Annotated in this window: 12 protein-coding genes; 6 read left to right on the forward strand and 6 right to left on the reverse strand. The window is 33.4% G+C overall.

The features are described 5' to 3' along the window. Positions 1-37 precede the first annotated feature (37 nt). Positions 38-3,001 (reverse strand): tetratricopeptide repeat protein, encoded by a 2,964-nt coding sequence (locus JHL15_RS14880; RefSeq protein WP_200246982.1) that lies wholly within the window; start codon positions 2,999-3,001, stop codon positions 38-40. Positions 3,002-4,293: 1,292 nt separating this feature from the next. On the opposite strand from JHL15_RS14880, the gene JHL15_RS14885 reads away from it, so the two are divergent. The 3 genes from JHL15_RS14885 (at position 4,294) to JHL15_RS14895 (ending at position 8,999) form a co-directional block, all read left to right on the forward strand. Next, positions 4,294-6,534: a CocE/NonD family hydrolase gene (locus tag JHL15_RS14885; protein ID WP_200246984.1), complete on the forward strand. Its 2,241-nt coding sequence runs from the start codon at positions 4,294-4,296 to the stop codon at positions 6,532-6,534. A gap of 114 nt (positions 6,535-6,648) precedes the next feature. Continuing rightward, the gene (locus JHL15_RS14890) at positions 6,649-8,331 is read left to right on the forward strand and encodes an APC family permease (protein ID WP_200246985.1); all 1,683 of its coding nucleotides are present in this window, start codon (positions 6,649-6,651) and stop codon (positions 8,329-8,331) included. Positions 8,332-8,663: 332 nt separating this feature from the next. Then, positions 8,664-8,999 (forward strand): DUF962 domain-containing protein, encoded by a 336-nt coding sequence (locus tag JHL15_RS14895; RefSeq protein WP_200246986.1) that lies wholly within the window; start codon positions 8,664-8,666, stop codon positions 8,997-8,999. Between the two features lie 119 nt (positions 9,000-9,118). On the opposite strand, the gene JHL15_RS14900 is transcribed toward JHL15_RS14895, so the two are convergent. Further along, complete coding sequence (locus JHL15_RS14900) at positions 9,119-11,140, reverse strand: hypothetical protein (RefSeq protein ID WP_200246987.1); 2,022 nt, start codon at positions 11,138-11,140, stop codon at positions 9,119-9,121. Between the two features lie 150 nt (positions 11,141-11,290). Between JHL15_RS14900 and JHL15_RS14905 the strand changes: the two genes are divergently transcribed. Continuing rightward, entirely contained in the window at positions 11,291-11,638 is a 348-nt protein-coding gene (locus JHL15_RS14905; protein WP_200246988.1) for a DUF4377 domain-containing protein, read from the forward strand. Between the two features lie 50 nt (positions 11,639-11,688). On the opposite strand, the gene JHL15_RS14910 is transcribed toward JHL15_RS14905, so the two are convergent. Further along, on the reverse strand, positions 11,689-12,621 hold the full coding sequence (locus JHL15_RS14910; RefSeq protein WP_089026906.1) for an SPFH domain-containing protein: 933 nt from the start codon (positions 12,619-12,621) through the stop codon (positions 11,689-11,691). A gap of 64 nt (positions 12,622-12,685) precedes the next feature. After that, entirely contained in the window at positions 12,686-14,041 is a 1,356-nt protein-coding gene (locus JHL15_RS14915) for a deoxyguanosinetriphosphate triphosphohydrolase (protein WP_200249179.1), read from the reverse strand. A gap of 70 nt (positions 14,042-14,111) precedes the next feature. Between JHL15_RS14915 and JHL15_RS14920 the strand changes: the two genes are divergently transcribed. Together JHL15_RS14920 and JHL15_RS14925 are read left to right on the forward strand one after the other, a co-directional pair. Further along, positions 14,112-14,846: a DNA-formamidopyrimidine glycosylase family protein gene (locus JHL15_RS14920; RefSeq protein ID WP_200246989.1), complete on the forward strand. Its 735-nt coding sequence runs from the start codon at positions 14,112-14,114 to the stop codon at positions 14,844-14,846. A gap of 119 nt (positions 14,847-14,965) precedes the next feature. Further along, entirely contained in the window at positions 14,966-15,592 is a 627-nt protein-coding gene (locus JHL15_RS14925) for a class I SAM-dependent methyltransferase (protein WP_200246990.1), read from the forward strand. Between the two features lie 18 nt (positions 15,593-15,610). On the opposite strand, the gene JHL15_RS14930 is transcribed toward JHL15_RS14925, so the two are convergent. Continuing rightward, positions 15,611-16,336, reverse strand: coding sequence for a LytR/AlgR family response regulator transcription factor (locus tag JHL15_RS14930; protein WP_200246991.1), 726 nt, complete (start codon positions 16,334-16,336; stop codon positions 15,611-15,613). Continuing rightward, positions 16,333-17,406, reverse strand: a complete 1,074-nt coding sequence (locus JHL15_RS14935; RefSeq protein WP_200246992.1) for a sensor histidine kinase — start codon at positions 17,404-17,406, stop codon at positions 16,333-16,335. Before JHL15_RS14935 ends, JHL15_RS14930 begins: the two co-directional genes overlap by 4 nt. Positions 17,407-17,410 lie beyond the last annotated feature (4 nt).

Consider the following 17,410-nt stretch of genomic DNA (forward strand, 5'->3'; position numbering starts at 1 on the left):
TTAATGATTTAATACGTTTGAATACGAAGTACATTTTTTATTTTTTGATCTGCTTTTTAACTTCTTTAGCTTCTGCAACGATTTCCGGGAAATCCTTGTAATTGGCAATGATCTGATCACAAGTATAACTTGCCTGATAATTATCTTTCAAACCAATATAGTTTTTCGCCATCAATACCAATGCTTTAGCACCCCAATACTCTTCAGAAGAGTAATTGTTTGCCAATTTGAATATAGTCTCATTGGAAGATTTGAAAGCTTTTCCTTTATTCTGATAGAATGCTTTTGCATATAATGCTTCTGCAGCTACCTCCGTATTGGATGATTTTTCAAGAGAAGCATAAGCTGCCTGAGCATCTTTATCTTTCGAAGAGTTCATTAAACTTCTTGCCTTGATCACTTTTGCAGTTTCAATGACTGCCGCAGAATTTTTGGTATTCGCAATGACATCATTAGCCAGCTTTTCAGCTTGTGAGAAGTTCTTTTCTTCAGCATACATCTTCATTAATTCTACATTGGCGTAATTTTTAATATTGATATCTGAAGAGTTTTTAATATTCTCTAAATATTTTTTAGCCTCTGCACTATTCCCCTGCGCCACATAGATTTGAGCTAAACGGGTCTGAGCATCATCCTGATAATCATTCTGAACATTCGCCACTTCCTGTAGTACCAATAATGCTTTTGTCGTATTATTCGTTTGATAATAGCTTTCTCCTAACTCATATTTAGCCTGATAAAGACCTTCACCTGTTGGATTCTGCGTCAGATATTTCTCGTAATAAGAAATAGCATTTTTATAGTCTTTCTTGGTGAAGTATTGTTTTCCTGTAGAAAGGTTGATCTCATCAATTTCTGAAGCATCTACATTTACTCCTATACTTTTGGCAAAACTTTCGTATCCTGCCACGTCGCCATTTTTAGTAAAAACTGGTTTAGCAGCCTGAACAATCTTCTGAGCATATGCTGTATTTTTATACTGCTCACCCAAAGATTTCAATTCGGCAATCGCCTTATCATTCTGATTCTGATCGATATAATTCTGAGCTCTGTAGATAGAAGCATTGGCGATCAAATCTTTATCAGATGATGTTTTAATCACTTTAGCAAAGTAATCATTGGAATTAGCAAAGTCATCCTGTGCTGCGTACGCTGTTCCGATCTCATATTGAGAATCATCGTAATATTCAGATTGTGGATATTTAGATAAAAGAGATTTTAAGCTGGTAATTTTTGCCTGTGTATCTCCTTTAAAACCTAAAGCCATTCCTTTTTGATATAAAGTATAATCCGTGGAATCTTCGTTTTTATCGTAAATCGCAATCGCATCATTCAGCTCGTTATTCGCATAATGAATATCTGCCAAACGAAGTTCTGCATCATTTTTAAATTCCGGTTTAGGATTGGTCAGATACTGTTTAAAATAGGTTTGTGCCTGGTCAAACTTTTTAGATTTGAAATAAGCATATCCGAGGTCATAAGGCAGCTGCTGTTTTTCAGGGAAAGTCGCCGTCAATAATTTCTCATAACGTACAATTGCAGAAGGGTAATTCCCTTTCTGATAATAAGTCTGAGCCAGCCAGTACAAAGCCCTGCTATTGAATTCTTTATTGATATTAAATGCTAAGCTTCTTAAGAAATATTTCTCTGCTTCATCATAATTTCCTTTGTTGAACTCTTCTGTTCCCAACAAATAAGAAACTTCCTGATCTACTTTGTCAATTTCAGGAGAAGAACTTTGCAGCCTGTCGATGGCATTTAATGTTTCTTTATAGTTTCCCGAATACAAGTAAGATTTCACTAATAGAGATCTCATCTCTGTAGCATTGTCTGCATTCTGGTTGTCATTGATATAGCTTTGAATAACACCGGAAGGACTTTCAAAAGGGTTTCCAATGTCGTAGCTTAATTTTGCATATTGCTCATGAGCCAGCCTTTTCACTTTCGCGTCATAATCCATCTGATAGGAAGAACGGAATGCAGAAAGAGCCTCTTGCTTTTTGTCAACCGCCAGATAAGCATTCCCTAACTGATAATAGGCATTTTGAGCTAATGCAGAATTGCTGTTTAAAAGCTGGTTATAGTAAGATACAGCTTCATCATATTTTTTCAGCTGAGCAGCCACAAATCCCATTTCATACAAATCATTTTCAGAGGGGCTTTGCTGAACACTCAGATAATCTTTTAAGTGTTGATAAGCTGAAGCATAGTCCTTTTTCATAAAGTAACTTTCTCCAATGATCTTGTGCACTTCGGCTTTATAAGAGTCTGAAATATTTTCGTTCAGTAACAGATTTCCTTCAGAGATTGCTTTATCATAATCCTTGTCATTATAATACATCTGAACGTAGTAAGGACGAACCAGCTTGGCATATTTAGGTTGATCTTTTACTGAATCAAAATATTGAAAAGCTTTATCATTCTGTTTGTTCGAATAATACAAATGTCCCAACATGTAGGCAATATCTCCTTTTTGGGATTCATCGGCCGTTTTGTAGGCTTCTTCCAGTGCATCAGTGGCTCCTTTAGAATCTCCGGTCATGAATTTTGCATATCCTAATTTCAGGATATACTGGGTATTTTCCTCTTTTGAAAGCTGATACTGATTTACATTTTTCAATGTCTCTAGCGCCTTATCAAAATCTTTTTTAGCTAAATAATAATCCGCTAATGGAAGATTAGCCTGAGCAAAATAGGCAGAATTCGGATACTCCTTAATAAAAGCAGTTAATCCTTCTTCAGCATGATTCTTTTGAAGGATCACTCCGATCACGTTATCAAAAAACTGCGCAGCTTCCTTCTTAGACCTTGACAGATTTTGATTGTAAAAATACTGTCTGGCATATTCGTATTGAGAAGCGTTGTATATTTTGGTTTGATAAAGATTTTCGGCTAGATTGAATCTGTAATTTTCTTTTTGGGTAAAGTATTGGGACTGTTGAGCATCGGAGATTCCGAAATAGATCACGGCAGCCGCTAAAAGTATTTTTTTTGATTTCATTCTTTATTTGAATAAAAAAATTAGTCTATTATATCAACGAAAATATTAAAAACTTATTGTTTAAGCAAGTTTTAAAAGGTTTAATAATCTAAAATATCATTTGACCGAACCTCTAATATTTTATTATAAAATTTATTTAATTTATCGCAAAATATCAAAATCAGTTCATCAAAAACATTTTGATTTCACCCTGATTCTTGAGCATCTAAAAACATACCAATACCTTAAAATTAAGATACTTTTAGCATTAATATTTCTAAACTTTCTGCAAACTCAAATTTCTGACTTTCTAAAACAGGTAAAACAAATTCTTAAATACTTAAAAAATAGGCAACCCTCTACAAAAAATTGAATTTGATTTTGGATTTTCAATTTCTTCATTAAAATGTTCTAACCGCTTTTATGGAAAGAAAATATTTTATACCTCAACCTAAATAATAAAAAAGAGGAAAAATAAAAAAACAATGCAATATTTATTTTGCTATAAAATTAAAATTAATTATATTTAATTGAACAATAGTTATTAAAATTAAAATAATGATAAATTATTATTAATTTAAAGTTAAATAAATTAAACAAAAACAATTTAAAAAAGCAATCAATTAACAAAAATAACTTTATTAATTATTAAAATAATAGAATTTGAAAAATCTAATAAATCTAATCTATTCTAGTTTAACATGAAAAATTTTCATTGTCCGAACTGCAGTTCTAAACAGAAAATAAAAATATTACTTCTTGCAAACAATAATTCCTCCTGGAATTGTCATAACTGTAATACTAATCTAAAATTCGAAAAATTCAACAACAGTACATTTATATTAGGCTTTTTAAGCACAGCCATTCCCGCATACATTTCATTGAATATTCTACATATGGACATCCTCAAAAGCCTATTAATAGGATTATTATTTGGAATTTTTCAATACATTCTTACATTACTATACTTTTACTTTACTAAAAAAATAGTAATAGCATAAAATATCCCTAGTAATTATTATTTTACACGTCAAAATTCTTAAGTAGAACTACAAAGAATTAAAATATCTGAATTATTAAAAAAAAAGAGTCTAAATAATCTCTATAAATTAATGAAAACAGTAAAAACCTTATTGTTTAGACAAGTTTTAAAAAGTTTAATAATTTAAAATATCATTAGAGTACATTTCACTATTTCATGATAAAATTGTTTAAATTCGTAACAAAATAATCGAAACAATATCAAAACTAACTCCTCAACAAAATATTTTGATTTTATCCCTTTTTTACAGCATTTAAAAACATATCAATACATGAAATTTAAAATACTTTTAGCATTAATATTTGTAAATCTGTTGCACGCCCAAAAGTTTTATTTTCCAAAAGCCGCTGTAACAGACTCTTCGATACTCGAAAAACAACTCCCTGTTCTTGCATCGGAACTAATGACCCAAAAACCGCTGCTAAAGCTTAAAGAACAAAATAAAGCTAACTTTTTGGATAACCTCTTCCGTTTGGAGATGGTTTCAAAAGATTATAAAAAATCCATAACTACTTTATCAGAGCACCGTAATGAATTTGCTGATCATAATATGGTTGGAAATAGATTCATCGCTCACGAAGTCTATAGTTTAGCCAAATTAATTGAGAAGCGGGACAATGTAACCTTCCAAATTGCCCTTCAAAAAGCATTTGATGAGAAATACAAAACCCTCTCCGATAAAATGCTCGTTAGGCTAGGTCTCATTTTTGATGGAGATGTCAACAGTCTTAGAAAAACTTTTAAAAAGTCGATTGATAAACAAAAAGATAAAGACAGTATAGATTATCCATCAGCTTTGGCTTTATGTAAAAGTTATTTAAACTATAAAGTATATGCTAGCATTAAGCCTCAGATCATGCAATTGCTGGCAAAAAAAGATCAGGAAAAATTCATTATTGAAACTAAAGATCTTAAAACTAAAAACGGAAATACCCTTACGATTACCATTGTCAGAAAAAAAGAAAACAAAGCCCCACTCCCTGTTGTTCTTACCAATAACATCTATGCAGGACCAATTGATGTACTTTTTGGAAAAAGAGCTGCCATTTATAATTATGTAGGCGCGGTTGTCAATACCCGCGGTAAAAGAAACAGCAACGATGAAAATAATCCTTTTGAAAATGAATCACAAGATCTTTACGAAGTCATAGATTGGGTAAGCAAACAACCCTGGAGTAATGGTAAGGTTGGGATGATTGGAGGAAGTTACCTTGGTTTTAGTCAGTGGGCAGCTGTGAAAAAATTACATCCTGCATTAAAAACGATTGTTCCTCAGGTAGCCGTAGGAATTGGAATAGATTATCCAGCCCAAAATAATATATTCATGAGCTACATGCTACAATGGATCAAATATGTTACTAATAATAAATTGACCGATGAAGCTGATTTTAATAATTTCCCAAAATGGGATTCTATTAATACTGCATGGTACAAAAGTGGAAAATCATTCAGAGCTTTAGACACTATAAGTGGTCAGCCCAATAAGATTTTTCAAAGATGGCTGGATCATCCGGGCTATGATGAATACTGGCAGAAAATGGTTCCTTATAAAGAAGATTTTGCTAACATCAATATTCCTATACTGACTACAACAGGCTATTATGATGATGACCAGATAGGAGCATTATCTTATTTTAAATCTCATCACCTTTATAATAAAAACGCCAATCATTACTTAGTAATTGGTCCCTACGACCACGGTGGCGCACAAAGTTTTGGATATACCACTGTCAGTGGAAATCGTATAGATCCTGTAGCGAGAATAAGTATAGATGACCTTGCATTTTCATGGTTTGATTACATTCTTAAAAACGGTAAAAAACCAGATCTTTTAAAAGATAAAATCAATTTCCAGGTTATGAATACCAATTCCTGGAAGCACGTTCCTACTTTGGAAAAAATGCACACCTCAACCATCAAGTTTTATCTGCAGGATCATAAAGATATTCCATCAGTTTTTACTCAATCTCCAAATAAAACTTTCACTAAGCAAATCGTTGATTTTAAAAACAGGGATCAAAAGGAATCTTATCGTCTTGTAAGTAAAAAAGATAGCGTAAAAGTAACCAATTCTGTTTATTTTGAAAGTGAAGTCTTAGACAAAGATCTTATTATAAGCGGAAATTTATCGGGTTTTTTTAATGTCTCCATTAACAAGAAAGATTTTGACACAGATACTTATTTATACCAAATACAGCCGGATGGTAAACCTTTTTTATTATCAACACATATTGTAAGAGCCAGCTATGCAAAAGACAATGCAGTTCGCCAGCTTCTCGAGCCGGGTAAAGTTGAACAGATTCCTATTAAAAATTCAATGTTTATGAGTAAGAAAATAGAAAAAGGAAGCAAATTGGTGTTGCTTGTCGGTGTGAATAAAAACCCTAGTTGGCAGATCAATTATGGAACTGGAAAAGATGTAAGTGATGAAACAATAAAGGACGCTAATGAGCCATTGGAAATAAAATGGTATAACGACAGCTATGTAGAAATACCTATTTATAATGAATAAGGGTATTTTATTTATTTAAACCTCATCATTTTACCTAAATATTGTAGTGTTCACTGACAGCCAAACAAAAAATCATTACATTTGCTTTTTTTCAAACTCAAATATAAACATTGAATGAATCAACTTTTCAGAAGGAAAAACTATTCAGAGACAGATACATCGACTAGCCTTTTAAGGGTTTTGGGTGTTTGGGACATCGTTTTTTTTGGTATTGCCGCCATTATCGGAGCAGGGAGTTTTAGCAGTTTAGGCGAAGCTGTTTTCAGAGGAGGTCCCGGAGTGATTCTATTATATTTGATTTGTGGCTTTGCTTGTGGCTTTACAGCACTTTGTTATGCAGAGTTTGCCAGTAGAATACCCACAGCAGGCTCTGCCTATACTTATGCTTATGCAAGTTTTGGCGAGTTGATCGCGTGGATCATCGGATGGGCGTTGATTATGGAATATTCTTTTGGAAATATCTATGTGGCCTTTTCATGGTCAGATTATTTTACCAGTTTCTTAGGAAGACTAGGAATGCATATTCCGGATTATCTTACCTGCAGTTATACGGAAGCCAAAAAGGCATTCATGAATGGTTCCGAAAATAAAGAACTACTCAATGCCTGGAAATCTGCTCCTTTAATCGGAAGCTTGAAATTCATTGTTGACGTTCCAGCATTGGTGATCAATGGATTGATTACGTGGCTTTGTTATGTTGGAGTAAAAGAAAGTAAGAACTTCAACAACTCACTGGTTATATTAAAATTAGCAGTAATCGTGTTAGTAATCCTGGTAGGTTTTTCTTATATTAATACTGAAAACTGGACGCCAATAAACCCAGAAACGCAAGTCCCTTCATTTATGCCTAATGGTTTTGCAGGTGTAATGAGTGCTGTTTCCGGAGTTTTCTTTGCTTATATCGGGTTCGATGCACTAAGTGTTCTTTCTGAAGAAACCAAAGATCCTCAAAAGACTTTGCCAAAAGGGATGATTATCTCTCTTGTACTTTGTACAGTGATTTATATTGCTTTAACTTTAGTTCTTACCGGAATGGTAGATTACAGAAAATTTGATGGTATCGGAGATCCTCTATCATTCATTTTTGAAAGATCAAATGCCAATGTTGCCTGGATGGAACTCGTTGTTTCATTTGTCGCTATTGTTGCTATCACAACAGTATTATTGGTATTCCAAATGGGGCAGCCAAGAATCTGGTACGCGATGAGCCGTGATGGTCTAATGCCTGAAAAATTTAAAACTGTACATCCAAAATATAAAACGCCTTCTTTTGCAACGATTGTTACAGGTATTGCTGTAGGAGTTCCCATCCTGTTTACAGATAAAACATTCATTCTTGATTTCACAAGTATCGGAACCATTTTCGCTTTCGTTCTTGTATGTGCGGGGGTTTTAATGCTTCCTGCAAAAGAAAAAATCAAAGGGAGATTTCACCTGCCTTATATCAATGGAAAAATTATATTTCCTGTTATTTTTATTGGTGGATTGGTTGCTTTCTATTATTGGCAGCCAGAGTTTTTCCATACTTTAATGGATTGGAATGATCCTAAAGAAGGGGAGTTCAGAGCCTCAATCTTTGTGTATATCATCGTAAACCTTATCCTTTGCATTTTTACCTTTATCAAGAACTTCTCATTGATCCCTTTAATTGGTTTAAGCTCTTGCTTGTACCTTCTAACCGGGATGAGCCATGAAAATTGGTTCTGGTTCGGATTATGGTTTGCTCTAGGCTTAGTCATCTATTTTTGTTATGGATATAGAAATAGTAAGCTTGGGAAGGAATCTTTAGGAAAATAGTATAGAAAGGCTGAAAGGCTAAATCGCTGAAGAGCTGAAAAGCTGAAAAGCTGAAAAGCTGAAAAGCTGAATCGTAAAAAGGCAAATTTGTATAATCGCAAATTTGCCTTTTTTATTGGCTCTTATTCCTCCTTCACTTTTAGCTCTTGCAGATTGAAATCTTTAATTTTAAACCTGTTTAAGAAATCCAATAACCGACAACTATTCTTGTTTACTAGCTACACCCTGCGATTTTGCGATTCTGCGATTCTGCAATTTTGCCTTTTCGCCTTTTCATCAAATTGGCCAACTTATTGCTCTAACCCTTAGGAACTTAAAAAAAACTAAAAACCATGTCTGAAAGAATAAAAACCTACAGCGAATTTTATCAGTTCTATCTCACTGAACACAGTAAAACAGGAACCAGAATTTTTCATTTTTTAGGAACACTCCTTGTATTTGCCGTCATTGCTTATGTCATTAATTCCGGCAAGGAAAGGTTTTTATGGTATATCCCTATTTTTGGATATGGTTTCGCCTGGTTTAGTCATGCTGTAATAGAAAGAAATAAACCTGCAACATTTAAATATCCTCTATGGTCACTGATATCTGATTTCAGATTATTTTTTGAACTTCTGATAGGAAAACAAAAATTCACAGGAAACAAAATCAGCAATCCGAATAGCTAGTATAAGAAAGAAAGTTATCATTCACAATACATAGTAATACTACAAACGATAAGTTCGGGTTTTGCTTCGCAAAACCCGAACTTATTATAATTTTCAATTTTCAATTTTACCCTTTCAACTTATTTAAACCGTTTCTTAAAATTAAACTTCAATCGATTCATGAAACCCGCCTCAATAATATCAATTCCCAACCCAAAGTTACTGTCTGCAACTGTATGGTGTGCTGTTCTGAAGGTTTCAAAATCATCCTGAGGGATCTCCAGATTGACTAAAGGTTTATATTCAATAAAAACGGTAGCTCCATTTTTTGTAATCTTTTTTCGACTGGTGTAATCAAAATATGGATTATTGATGGTACTTTCCTGAATTGTATATTTTTCTTCAGTATCTATTTTCTGATCTGTATACAGATTGATTTCATATTTCTCGTTATCGAAATTATGCCAGAAAGGTAAGTCTTTATGTAAAAAATCCCTTGCACTTGCCTTGATCACATTGCGGTCGAAATACATTAAAAACCGGTTATTCTGCGGATCTACATAATATGGATTTTCAACGGTTGCATGATACTCGATTTTAACCTCATTCAGCTTTTTGTCATCACTTACAATATCTATTGAAGCATCTTTAAAGATATTTCTTACATCCGTTCCATTTCTGTCATTGGAATAATTTAAACTATAGAAAAGGAAATTATTCCAGCTATCTACTATTTCTCTTTTATTGGTATTTTTAAAATACCTCCTCATGGCATTCGCACGATTTCCTTTATAAGTGGTTGTTAACTTTAATTTTCCGGTGGTATTTTGTGCATTGAACTCTACTTTTTCATCAATACAATAGTAAGGATATCGATACGCCTTTCTTTGCTGTAATTCCTGATCAGGTTTCACTTCCAGATAATGCATAAAATAAATAAAGCCTCTGTTTTCTATTAATCCAAACTCATCACGAATGGTGGCATCAATAAAGTACTCTTCATTTTTATAATTAACCTTCACTACTACATGGTTGAATGAAAGTAAAGATGGCAGGTAGTATTTGATATAATAATCTGTATGATAGTTGACCAGTACAACAGAAGAATCTACTCCTATATAATCTAAAATAACTTTTAGCAAAACACATTTAGCCTTACAGTCTCCTTGTTTGTTTTCATAGGTTACGTTAGGCTCTTGTGGTTTGTGCCCATTCATCTCATCTGCATTGAAGATATAATAGATATTATTCTGAACATATTCAATCGCAAACTGTAGCTTTTCATCCTGATTGTTTATAGCATCGAGCTTTTCTACCAGTTTCGGAGCAAATTCTTTTAAAGAAGACTTATTGTAGATTTCTTCATAAATAGGAGCTATATAATTGGATAAATCCTTCCAGTTACTTTCTGTTGCAAAATCAATAAAGGGAAAAATTTCACGGCTGGCATCTACGGGATTGATATAATTTTCTTCGTTAATGACAAACCTCTCCCCTTTTTTAAGATGATGAATTTCTGGTTCTAAAACATTTCCCTGCTCATCTCTGAAAAATACCTTTTTATAAGCCACCGGTTCTTCCCGTTCATTAACAAAAGTGAATTGAAAATTCCCATATGCCCAATAATTATCCGGACTCACCCAAACATATTTTGAAAACTCCTTTCTCAGGAAATCCCGGTCTGTAAAAGCCTTTACCCTAGAATCTTCAAGAATCAAAACATCATACAATCTGAGATCTTTTATCGTAATATTAATTTTCTTATTACTGCTTAAAATTCCGCCACTGCTTTGGTTTTCACTATCTAAAACCTTGATCTTCATATCAGGGATTTTATCAATTAAAACGCCCTCCCGCAGAACACTGATCCTATGAATATTGTAAACCTCATTTTCTTCAACCACCACATCCATTACAGAAGCTCTCTCCAGATTGGAGGGTTCATTAAGCGTATATGCCATACACACATATTCATTACTTTCGGCATTGCTCGTATAGTATATCTTGTCAAGAAAATAGCAGTAATCACGACCTTCATTGATCTGGCTATTGGAAAAATCTGACTCTTTTATTTTTTCAATAAGCTGTTGATCATCTACACTTCCTGCCCAGGGCTCAGGTTTTTGAATTTTATAATTTTCAATTTGAATTTGATTATCCATATTAATATTTACTATTTAATGTGTTTTGGTTGAAATAATTAGGGAGGTTGAAATTAAATAATAAATATATAAAAAACAAGCGTAGAACAACTACAATCATCGGCATAGTTTCGGCATAGTAATTGAAAGGTAAGTTTAAAATTTAGATTTATGAAAAATATGATGACGATTCTAAAGGCAGCTTTTCTAGTATTGGCTATTGCCGTAGTTACACAATGTACAACCGCCGCAAAAGTTTCTGACGGAAATGAAAAAACTCTTATTGTAGGACCTCAGACAGCAGATTGTACAGGAGTAGCACCGATGAAATGTCTTCAGGTAAAAGAAAATGCGTCAGAAAACTGGGGTAATTTTTATAGCAACATTGAAGGATTTACTTACGAGCCGGGTTATGAATATGTTTTAAAGGTAAAAACTGAAAAGATAGCTAATCCACCAGCTGATGGATCTTCTATAAAGTATACATTACTAAAACAAGTTTCTAAAACTAAAAAATAAGAAAAGCCTCCAAATTTGGAGGCTTTTTATTTATTTTATATCAATCGATCTTAATGTTCGTGATCTTTAGGAGGCTCAGGATATTTTCCTTTAGTTGCTTCTCCAACAGTATTAGCCGTTGTCATAGCAACAACCAGATCATTAAGCATTCCACTTGCTGCTGTAGGTGAGTTAGGAAGCAAAACAAGATTACTTCTGCTGCTTGCTCCCACAGAATGCAATGTATCATAATGCTGGGTAACGACAATAAGAGCAGATGCTTCATGAGAATTGATATCCACATTATTCAGCATTCTTACAGACTCTTCAAGACCTTTGGCAATTTCTCTTCTCTGATCTGCAATCCCCTGCCCTTGTAGCTTTTTAGATTCTGCTTCCGCTTTAGCAACAGCAACAATTCTTATTCTTTGAGCTTCAGATTCATATTCTGCAGCAGTTTTCTCTCTTTCAGCAGCGTTGATTCGGTTCATTGCATGTTTTACTTGTTCATCAGGATCAATATCCGTTACCAATGCTTTGATGATATCATATCCGTAGCTTTGCATAGCTTCCTGAAGTTCTGCTTTCACAGCAACAGCAATATCATCCTTTTTCAGGAAAACATCATCTAGTTTTAATTTTGGAACCTCAGCTCTTACCACATCAAAAACATAAGAAGTAATTTGATCATGTGGACTTTCCAAACGATAAAAAGCATCTGCTACCTGTGTTCTGATTACCTGGAACTGTACTGAGATCTTCATTTTTACAAAAACATTATCAAGTGTCTTCGTATCAATCATTACATCTAACTGCTGGATTCTAAGATTCATTCTTTTAGAGATCTTATCTAAATAAGGTATTTTCAGCTGCAAGCCTGCATGACGAACTGAATGAAATTTCCCCAAACGCTCTACAATGGCTGCTGTCTCCTGTTTTACAGTGAAAAAGGATGCGAATAATGTAACAAGCCCAATGAAAATAATAATGCCTAAATATGCCATAGTTTAATTTTTAATCGATTAGTCGTAAAAGATACTGATTTGTTATCTCCCAATCCAATTAAAATTACATTGTCATTCCTATATCGATTCCCTTTATTTTTCGATAAAGATCAGTAGCATAATTATCGGTCATTCCTGAAACAAAATCAATGACTCCAAGTACTTTCTGATACTCAGTCCCGTTTTCATATAAAAACTGATTCGGAAGAAGCTTCAATGCCATTTTATCATAAGACTTTCTTTCGTCTTTAGATTTAAGAACAGAAGGAATAAAATGATCTAGTAATTCATACATTACATTATAGCCGGCATTTTCTATCTCCACAACCGCTTTATGGTTGTAGATCTTTTCAATGGAGAAACTTTCAATATCCTGAAGCGTCTTATTATTGGATTTAAAAATATCAAGCAATGCTTTATCTAAATTCCCCTGAAGGATCGTTTCAAAATTATCTTTATAGGTTTCGATTGATTTATTGATCAAGGCATTAATAACTTTTGCTCTTAGATAAGAGATCCTTTCATTATCATTGGATATAGATGTTAGCTTCTCTTTTACCCTTTTTGTATCAGGGTTTTCAGATTTTATCAGTTCGAAGAACAGGTTCTCACAATCTGCTGTTGAAACGATTCCCAATCGATGCGCATCTTCCATATCGATGATATTATAACAGATATCATCTGCAGCCTCTACCAGCCAAACAAACGGGTGTCTTTTAAATATGTGAGGTTCGTGGCTCTCACAGATCAAATTGGTTCTCTCTGCAATCTCTAAAAAAGTTTCTTTTTCGTTTTGAAAGAACCCAAACTTTTTTCTGTGGATAATTCCTTTTTGTCGGGCAATGGCTTCACAAGGATATTTTGCAATACTTGCTAATGTTGTCAATGTAAGCTGAATTCCTCCTTCGTCCTTTCCCTGCTGCTGGTGTGCCAATACTCTTATGGCATTTGCATTTCCTTCAAAATTTACAAGATCTGCCCATTCTTTTTCAGAAAATTTAGGTTTTAAATCTCTTTCATTTCTTTCAAAATAACTTGCAATGGCATCTTCGCCTGAATGTCCGAATGCCGGATTTCCTACATCATGACATAGACATGCTGCCGCTATTACATTACCTAAATTATGCAGATAAAAATTTTTAGAATCTTCGGTAAGATCACTCTTAAAACTTTCAGAAATAAATTCCCCGATTATACTTCCTAAACTTCTTCCAACTGATGAAACTTCTAAAGAATGAGTCAAACGGTTATGTACAAAAACACTTCCGGGAAGTGGAAAAACCTGCGTTTTATTTTGCAATCTTCTAAAAGCAGCAGAGAAAATAATTCTGTCAAAATCCCTCTGAAAATCTGTTCTGGAAGCTATAGTATGTGGATTATTTCCTGTACGTTGATTTGTGAAAATCTGATTTAAATTCATCATTTTTCAAAATTACTTCAAATTTTACTTTTACGGAATACTATTTGAATTTTTATAGAAAATTAAAGCTATGCCAGAAGGTCCATCTATACTTATTATGAAAGAAAGCCTGCAGGAATTTGTGGGTATGAAAGTTACTATAGCCTGGGGAAATGCTAAATTTGAAAAGGAACCATTTGTAGGAAAAACCTTACTTGAAATAAGAACTTTCGGAAAGCAAACTTATCTTATTTTTGATACAGCAAGTATCCGTATTCATTTGCTTATGTTCGGCTCCTATAGTATCAATGAACAGACAAAACCGGATACAAGTTTGCGCTTAGCATTGCAGTTCAAAAAAGGAAGCATGTACTTCTATACCTGTTCTGTAAAAATCGTAGACTCAGATTTTTTGGAAACCATCGATTGGGAAGCTGATGTAATGAGTGATCAATGGGATCCTAAAAAAGCCGAAAAGAAGCTAAAAAACAATCCAGACATGATGGTTTGTGATGCTTTGATGAATCAGGATATTTTTTCGGGAGTTGGAAATATTATTAAAAATGAAGTGCTCTTCAGAATCGGAGTACAACCGGAAAGCCCCATAGAAAACCTTCCTCTCAAGAAACTTAAAGAACTCATTACTGAAGCACGGAATTACAGTTTCCAGTTTTTAAAATGGAAAAAAGAATTTGTTCTGAAAAAGCATTGGCAGGTCCATACCAAAAGTATTTGTCCAAAATGCGGACTTAAATTAATAAAAAAGCAAACCGGTCGTGGAAAAAGACGCAGCTTCTATTGTGAAAAAGACCAAAAACTTTATTAAAACTAAAACATAATAAATATCATTTAATCAACAATTTATCAATCAGGAAATGTTGTTATCTTTGATCTGGAACTGCATTGTACAAAATAGCTCATCCAACAAAACTAAATAACAATATAATGACTGATAATAGCTGGCTAAACCGATGGAATGACCGATATAGCAATGATGAATTTGCCTATGGTACGGAACCCAATGAATACTTAAAAGAGCAATTAACAAAGCTTCCTATAGGCTCTATTCTTTTTCCAGCAGAAGGTGAAGGAAGAAATGCAGTTTTTGCAGCAAAACTGGGATGGAATGTTTCTGCCTTTGATATTAGTTCGGAAGGAAAAAATAAGGCATTACAATTAGCACAAAAAAACAATGTACATATTGATTACCAGGTTGGAGAATTAAGTACATTGCATTTTCACAAGGAACAATTTGATGCGATTGCTCTTATCTATGCCCACTTTCCGGCAAATATCAAATCATCTATACATCAGCTTCTCAATCAGTACCTGCGTAAAGGAGGATACATTATATTTGAAGCCTTCAGTAAAAATCATTTGGAATATATTATCCGAAATGAAAAAGTAGGTGGACCAAAAGATATAGATTCTCTTTTTTCTATTGAAGAAATTAAGGCAGATTTCCCTGATTATGAAATCATAGAATTAGCTGAAACAGAGATAGAACTTCAGGAAGGTCTATACCATAATGGTACAGGCTCTGTTATACGGTTTATTGGGAAAAAGAAATAAATCCGATAAAAGAAGAGCTTAATTATCCGGGTTCAGCAAACCTCCTGCAAACTTTGTAAAAAAATCTGATTTGTAAACTTCACCAATAGGAATTTCGGAATCCCCGATATAAATATTGTGATTATCAAATGAATCAATATAATCGATATTAACAACATACGATTTACTGACTCGTATAAAAGAATTGGATGAGATTTTTTGATGGATCGTTTTGAGATTCATCGCCGTAATCAATTTTTGATTTTGAGTATGAATAACAACATAATCTTTTAAGCCTTCTATATATTTAATATCTGCAAAACTGATTTTGTAGAATCTTCGTTCGGCTTTGATAAATAAAAAGTCGACTGTATTAGATTCTACCGTATTTTTTATCGTATCCGTTGATAAAAGTTCGGCATAAAGAATCGCCTTTTCTACAGCCTTCTTTAATCGTTGCTTATCAATAGGCTTCAGTAAATAATCTACTGCTTCCAATTCATAACTTTTTAAAGCGTATTGAGAGTAGGCAGTTGTAAAGATTATCAGGGTATGTTTCGGAAGCATTTCTACAAATTCCAATCCGTTCATCAATGGCATCTCAATATCCAGAAATATCAAATCAACTGAATTGTCTTTAAGAAAATCCAATGCTGAAGGCGCATTAGAAAATTCACCAAGAATTTCCATTTTGGAAACTTCATGGATCAGAGAATGCATTTCTGCTCTTGCTAAAGGTTCATCATCTATGATAATACAATTCATACAGGTATAGTTAATTTGATAGTATATTCTTTTTCTGTGGAAGTTATATTTAAGTGATGGGTATCATTATATAAAAGTTCAAGTCTTCTTTTAATATTCGCCAAACCGAGACCACTATAATTCACACTGGAAATAGGAAAATCTGGATTTTGAGAATTGCTACACAAGAAATGAAGTTTCTGGTTTTGGATTTCAATATGTATCTTAACCCAGGACTTTTCTCCACTAATATCTACACTGTGCTTTACAGCGTTTTCTACAAAAGAAGTAAATAAATTAGGTGGTATAAAAGTACTATTCAAAAGTCTTTTATCTGTTTCACTATGAATCTCAAATGAAAAATTTTCTCTTCTTATATTTTCCAGATTGAGAAAGTTTGACAAAAATTCAATTTCAGAAACCAGCAATGTTTTTTCTTCTCCATTTTCATACAACTGATACCTAAGGAATTCAGATAGTTTAACAATGACTGTAGATGCTTTTTCCGGATCAGTCCTGATCAATGCTTTCACATTATTCAGCATATTGAATAGAAAATGTGGATTCATCTGATTCCGGAGCTCATTGAGTTCCATATTTAAGGTAAGATTACTTAATTCTACAATTCTCTTATTGTCTTTCGTCCATTTCTGAAGAAGCTTTACTGTGGTTGTGGTAAGTATGATAGGAATACACATCATCACCCCTTCATAGAGCCCCCCTTTGTTATTCTTTGGTATTTCAATAATTCTGTGTGCTAAAAAGTAATGATTAAATCCATATCCAATAACCTTTAGTCCTATCACTCCCAGTAATATTAACAAAATCACATAGGCTATATAATGGGTTTTGAAGAAAAACAATGGAACCAGAATATAAATATTAATATACACCATAATAAGCAAACATACATAGATGTAGCCTAAAACATAATACTGATAGTCCTCGGCAAACACATGCCAAAAACTGGCATTATATAGCAATCCGAAAAAGAAAATGAGAAAGACTAAATGCCTCAAGAGCTTATACCGGTCTTCTACAAGAAAATCGATAACGAAAACATCTTTCAATCCCTGCGAACTGTATTTCATATCA

The sequence above is a fragment of the Chryseobacterium paridis genome, from assembly GCF_016595215.1.
GTDB classification, from domain to species: Bacteria; Bacteroidota; Bacteroidia; order Flavobacteriales; family Weeksellaceae; genus Chryseobacterium; species Chryseobacterium paridis.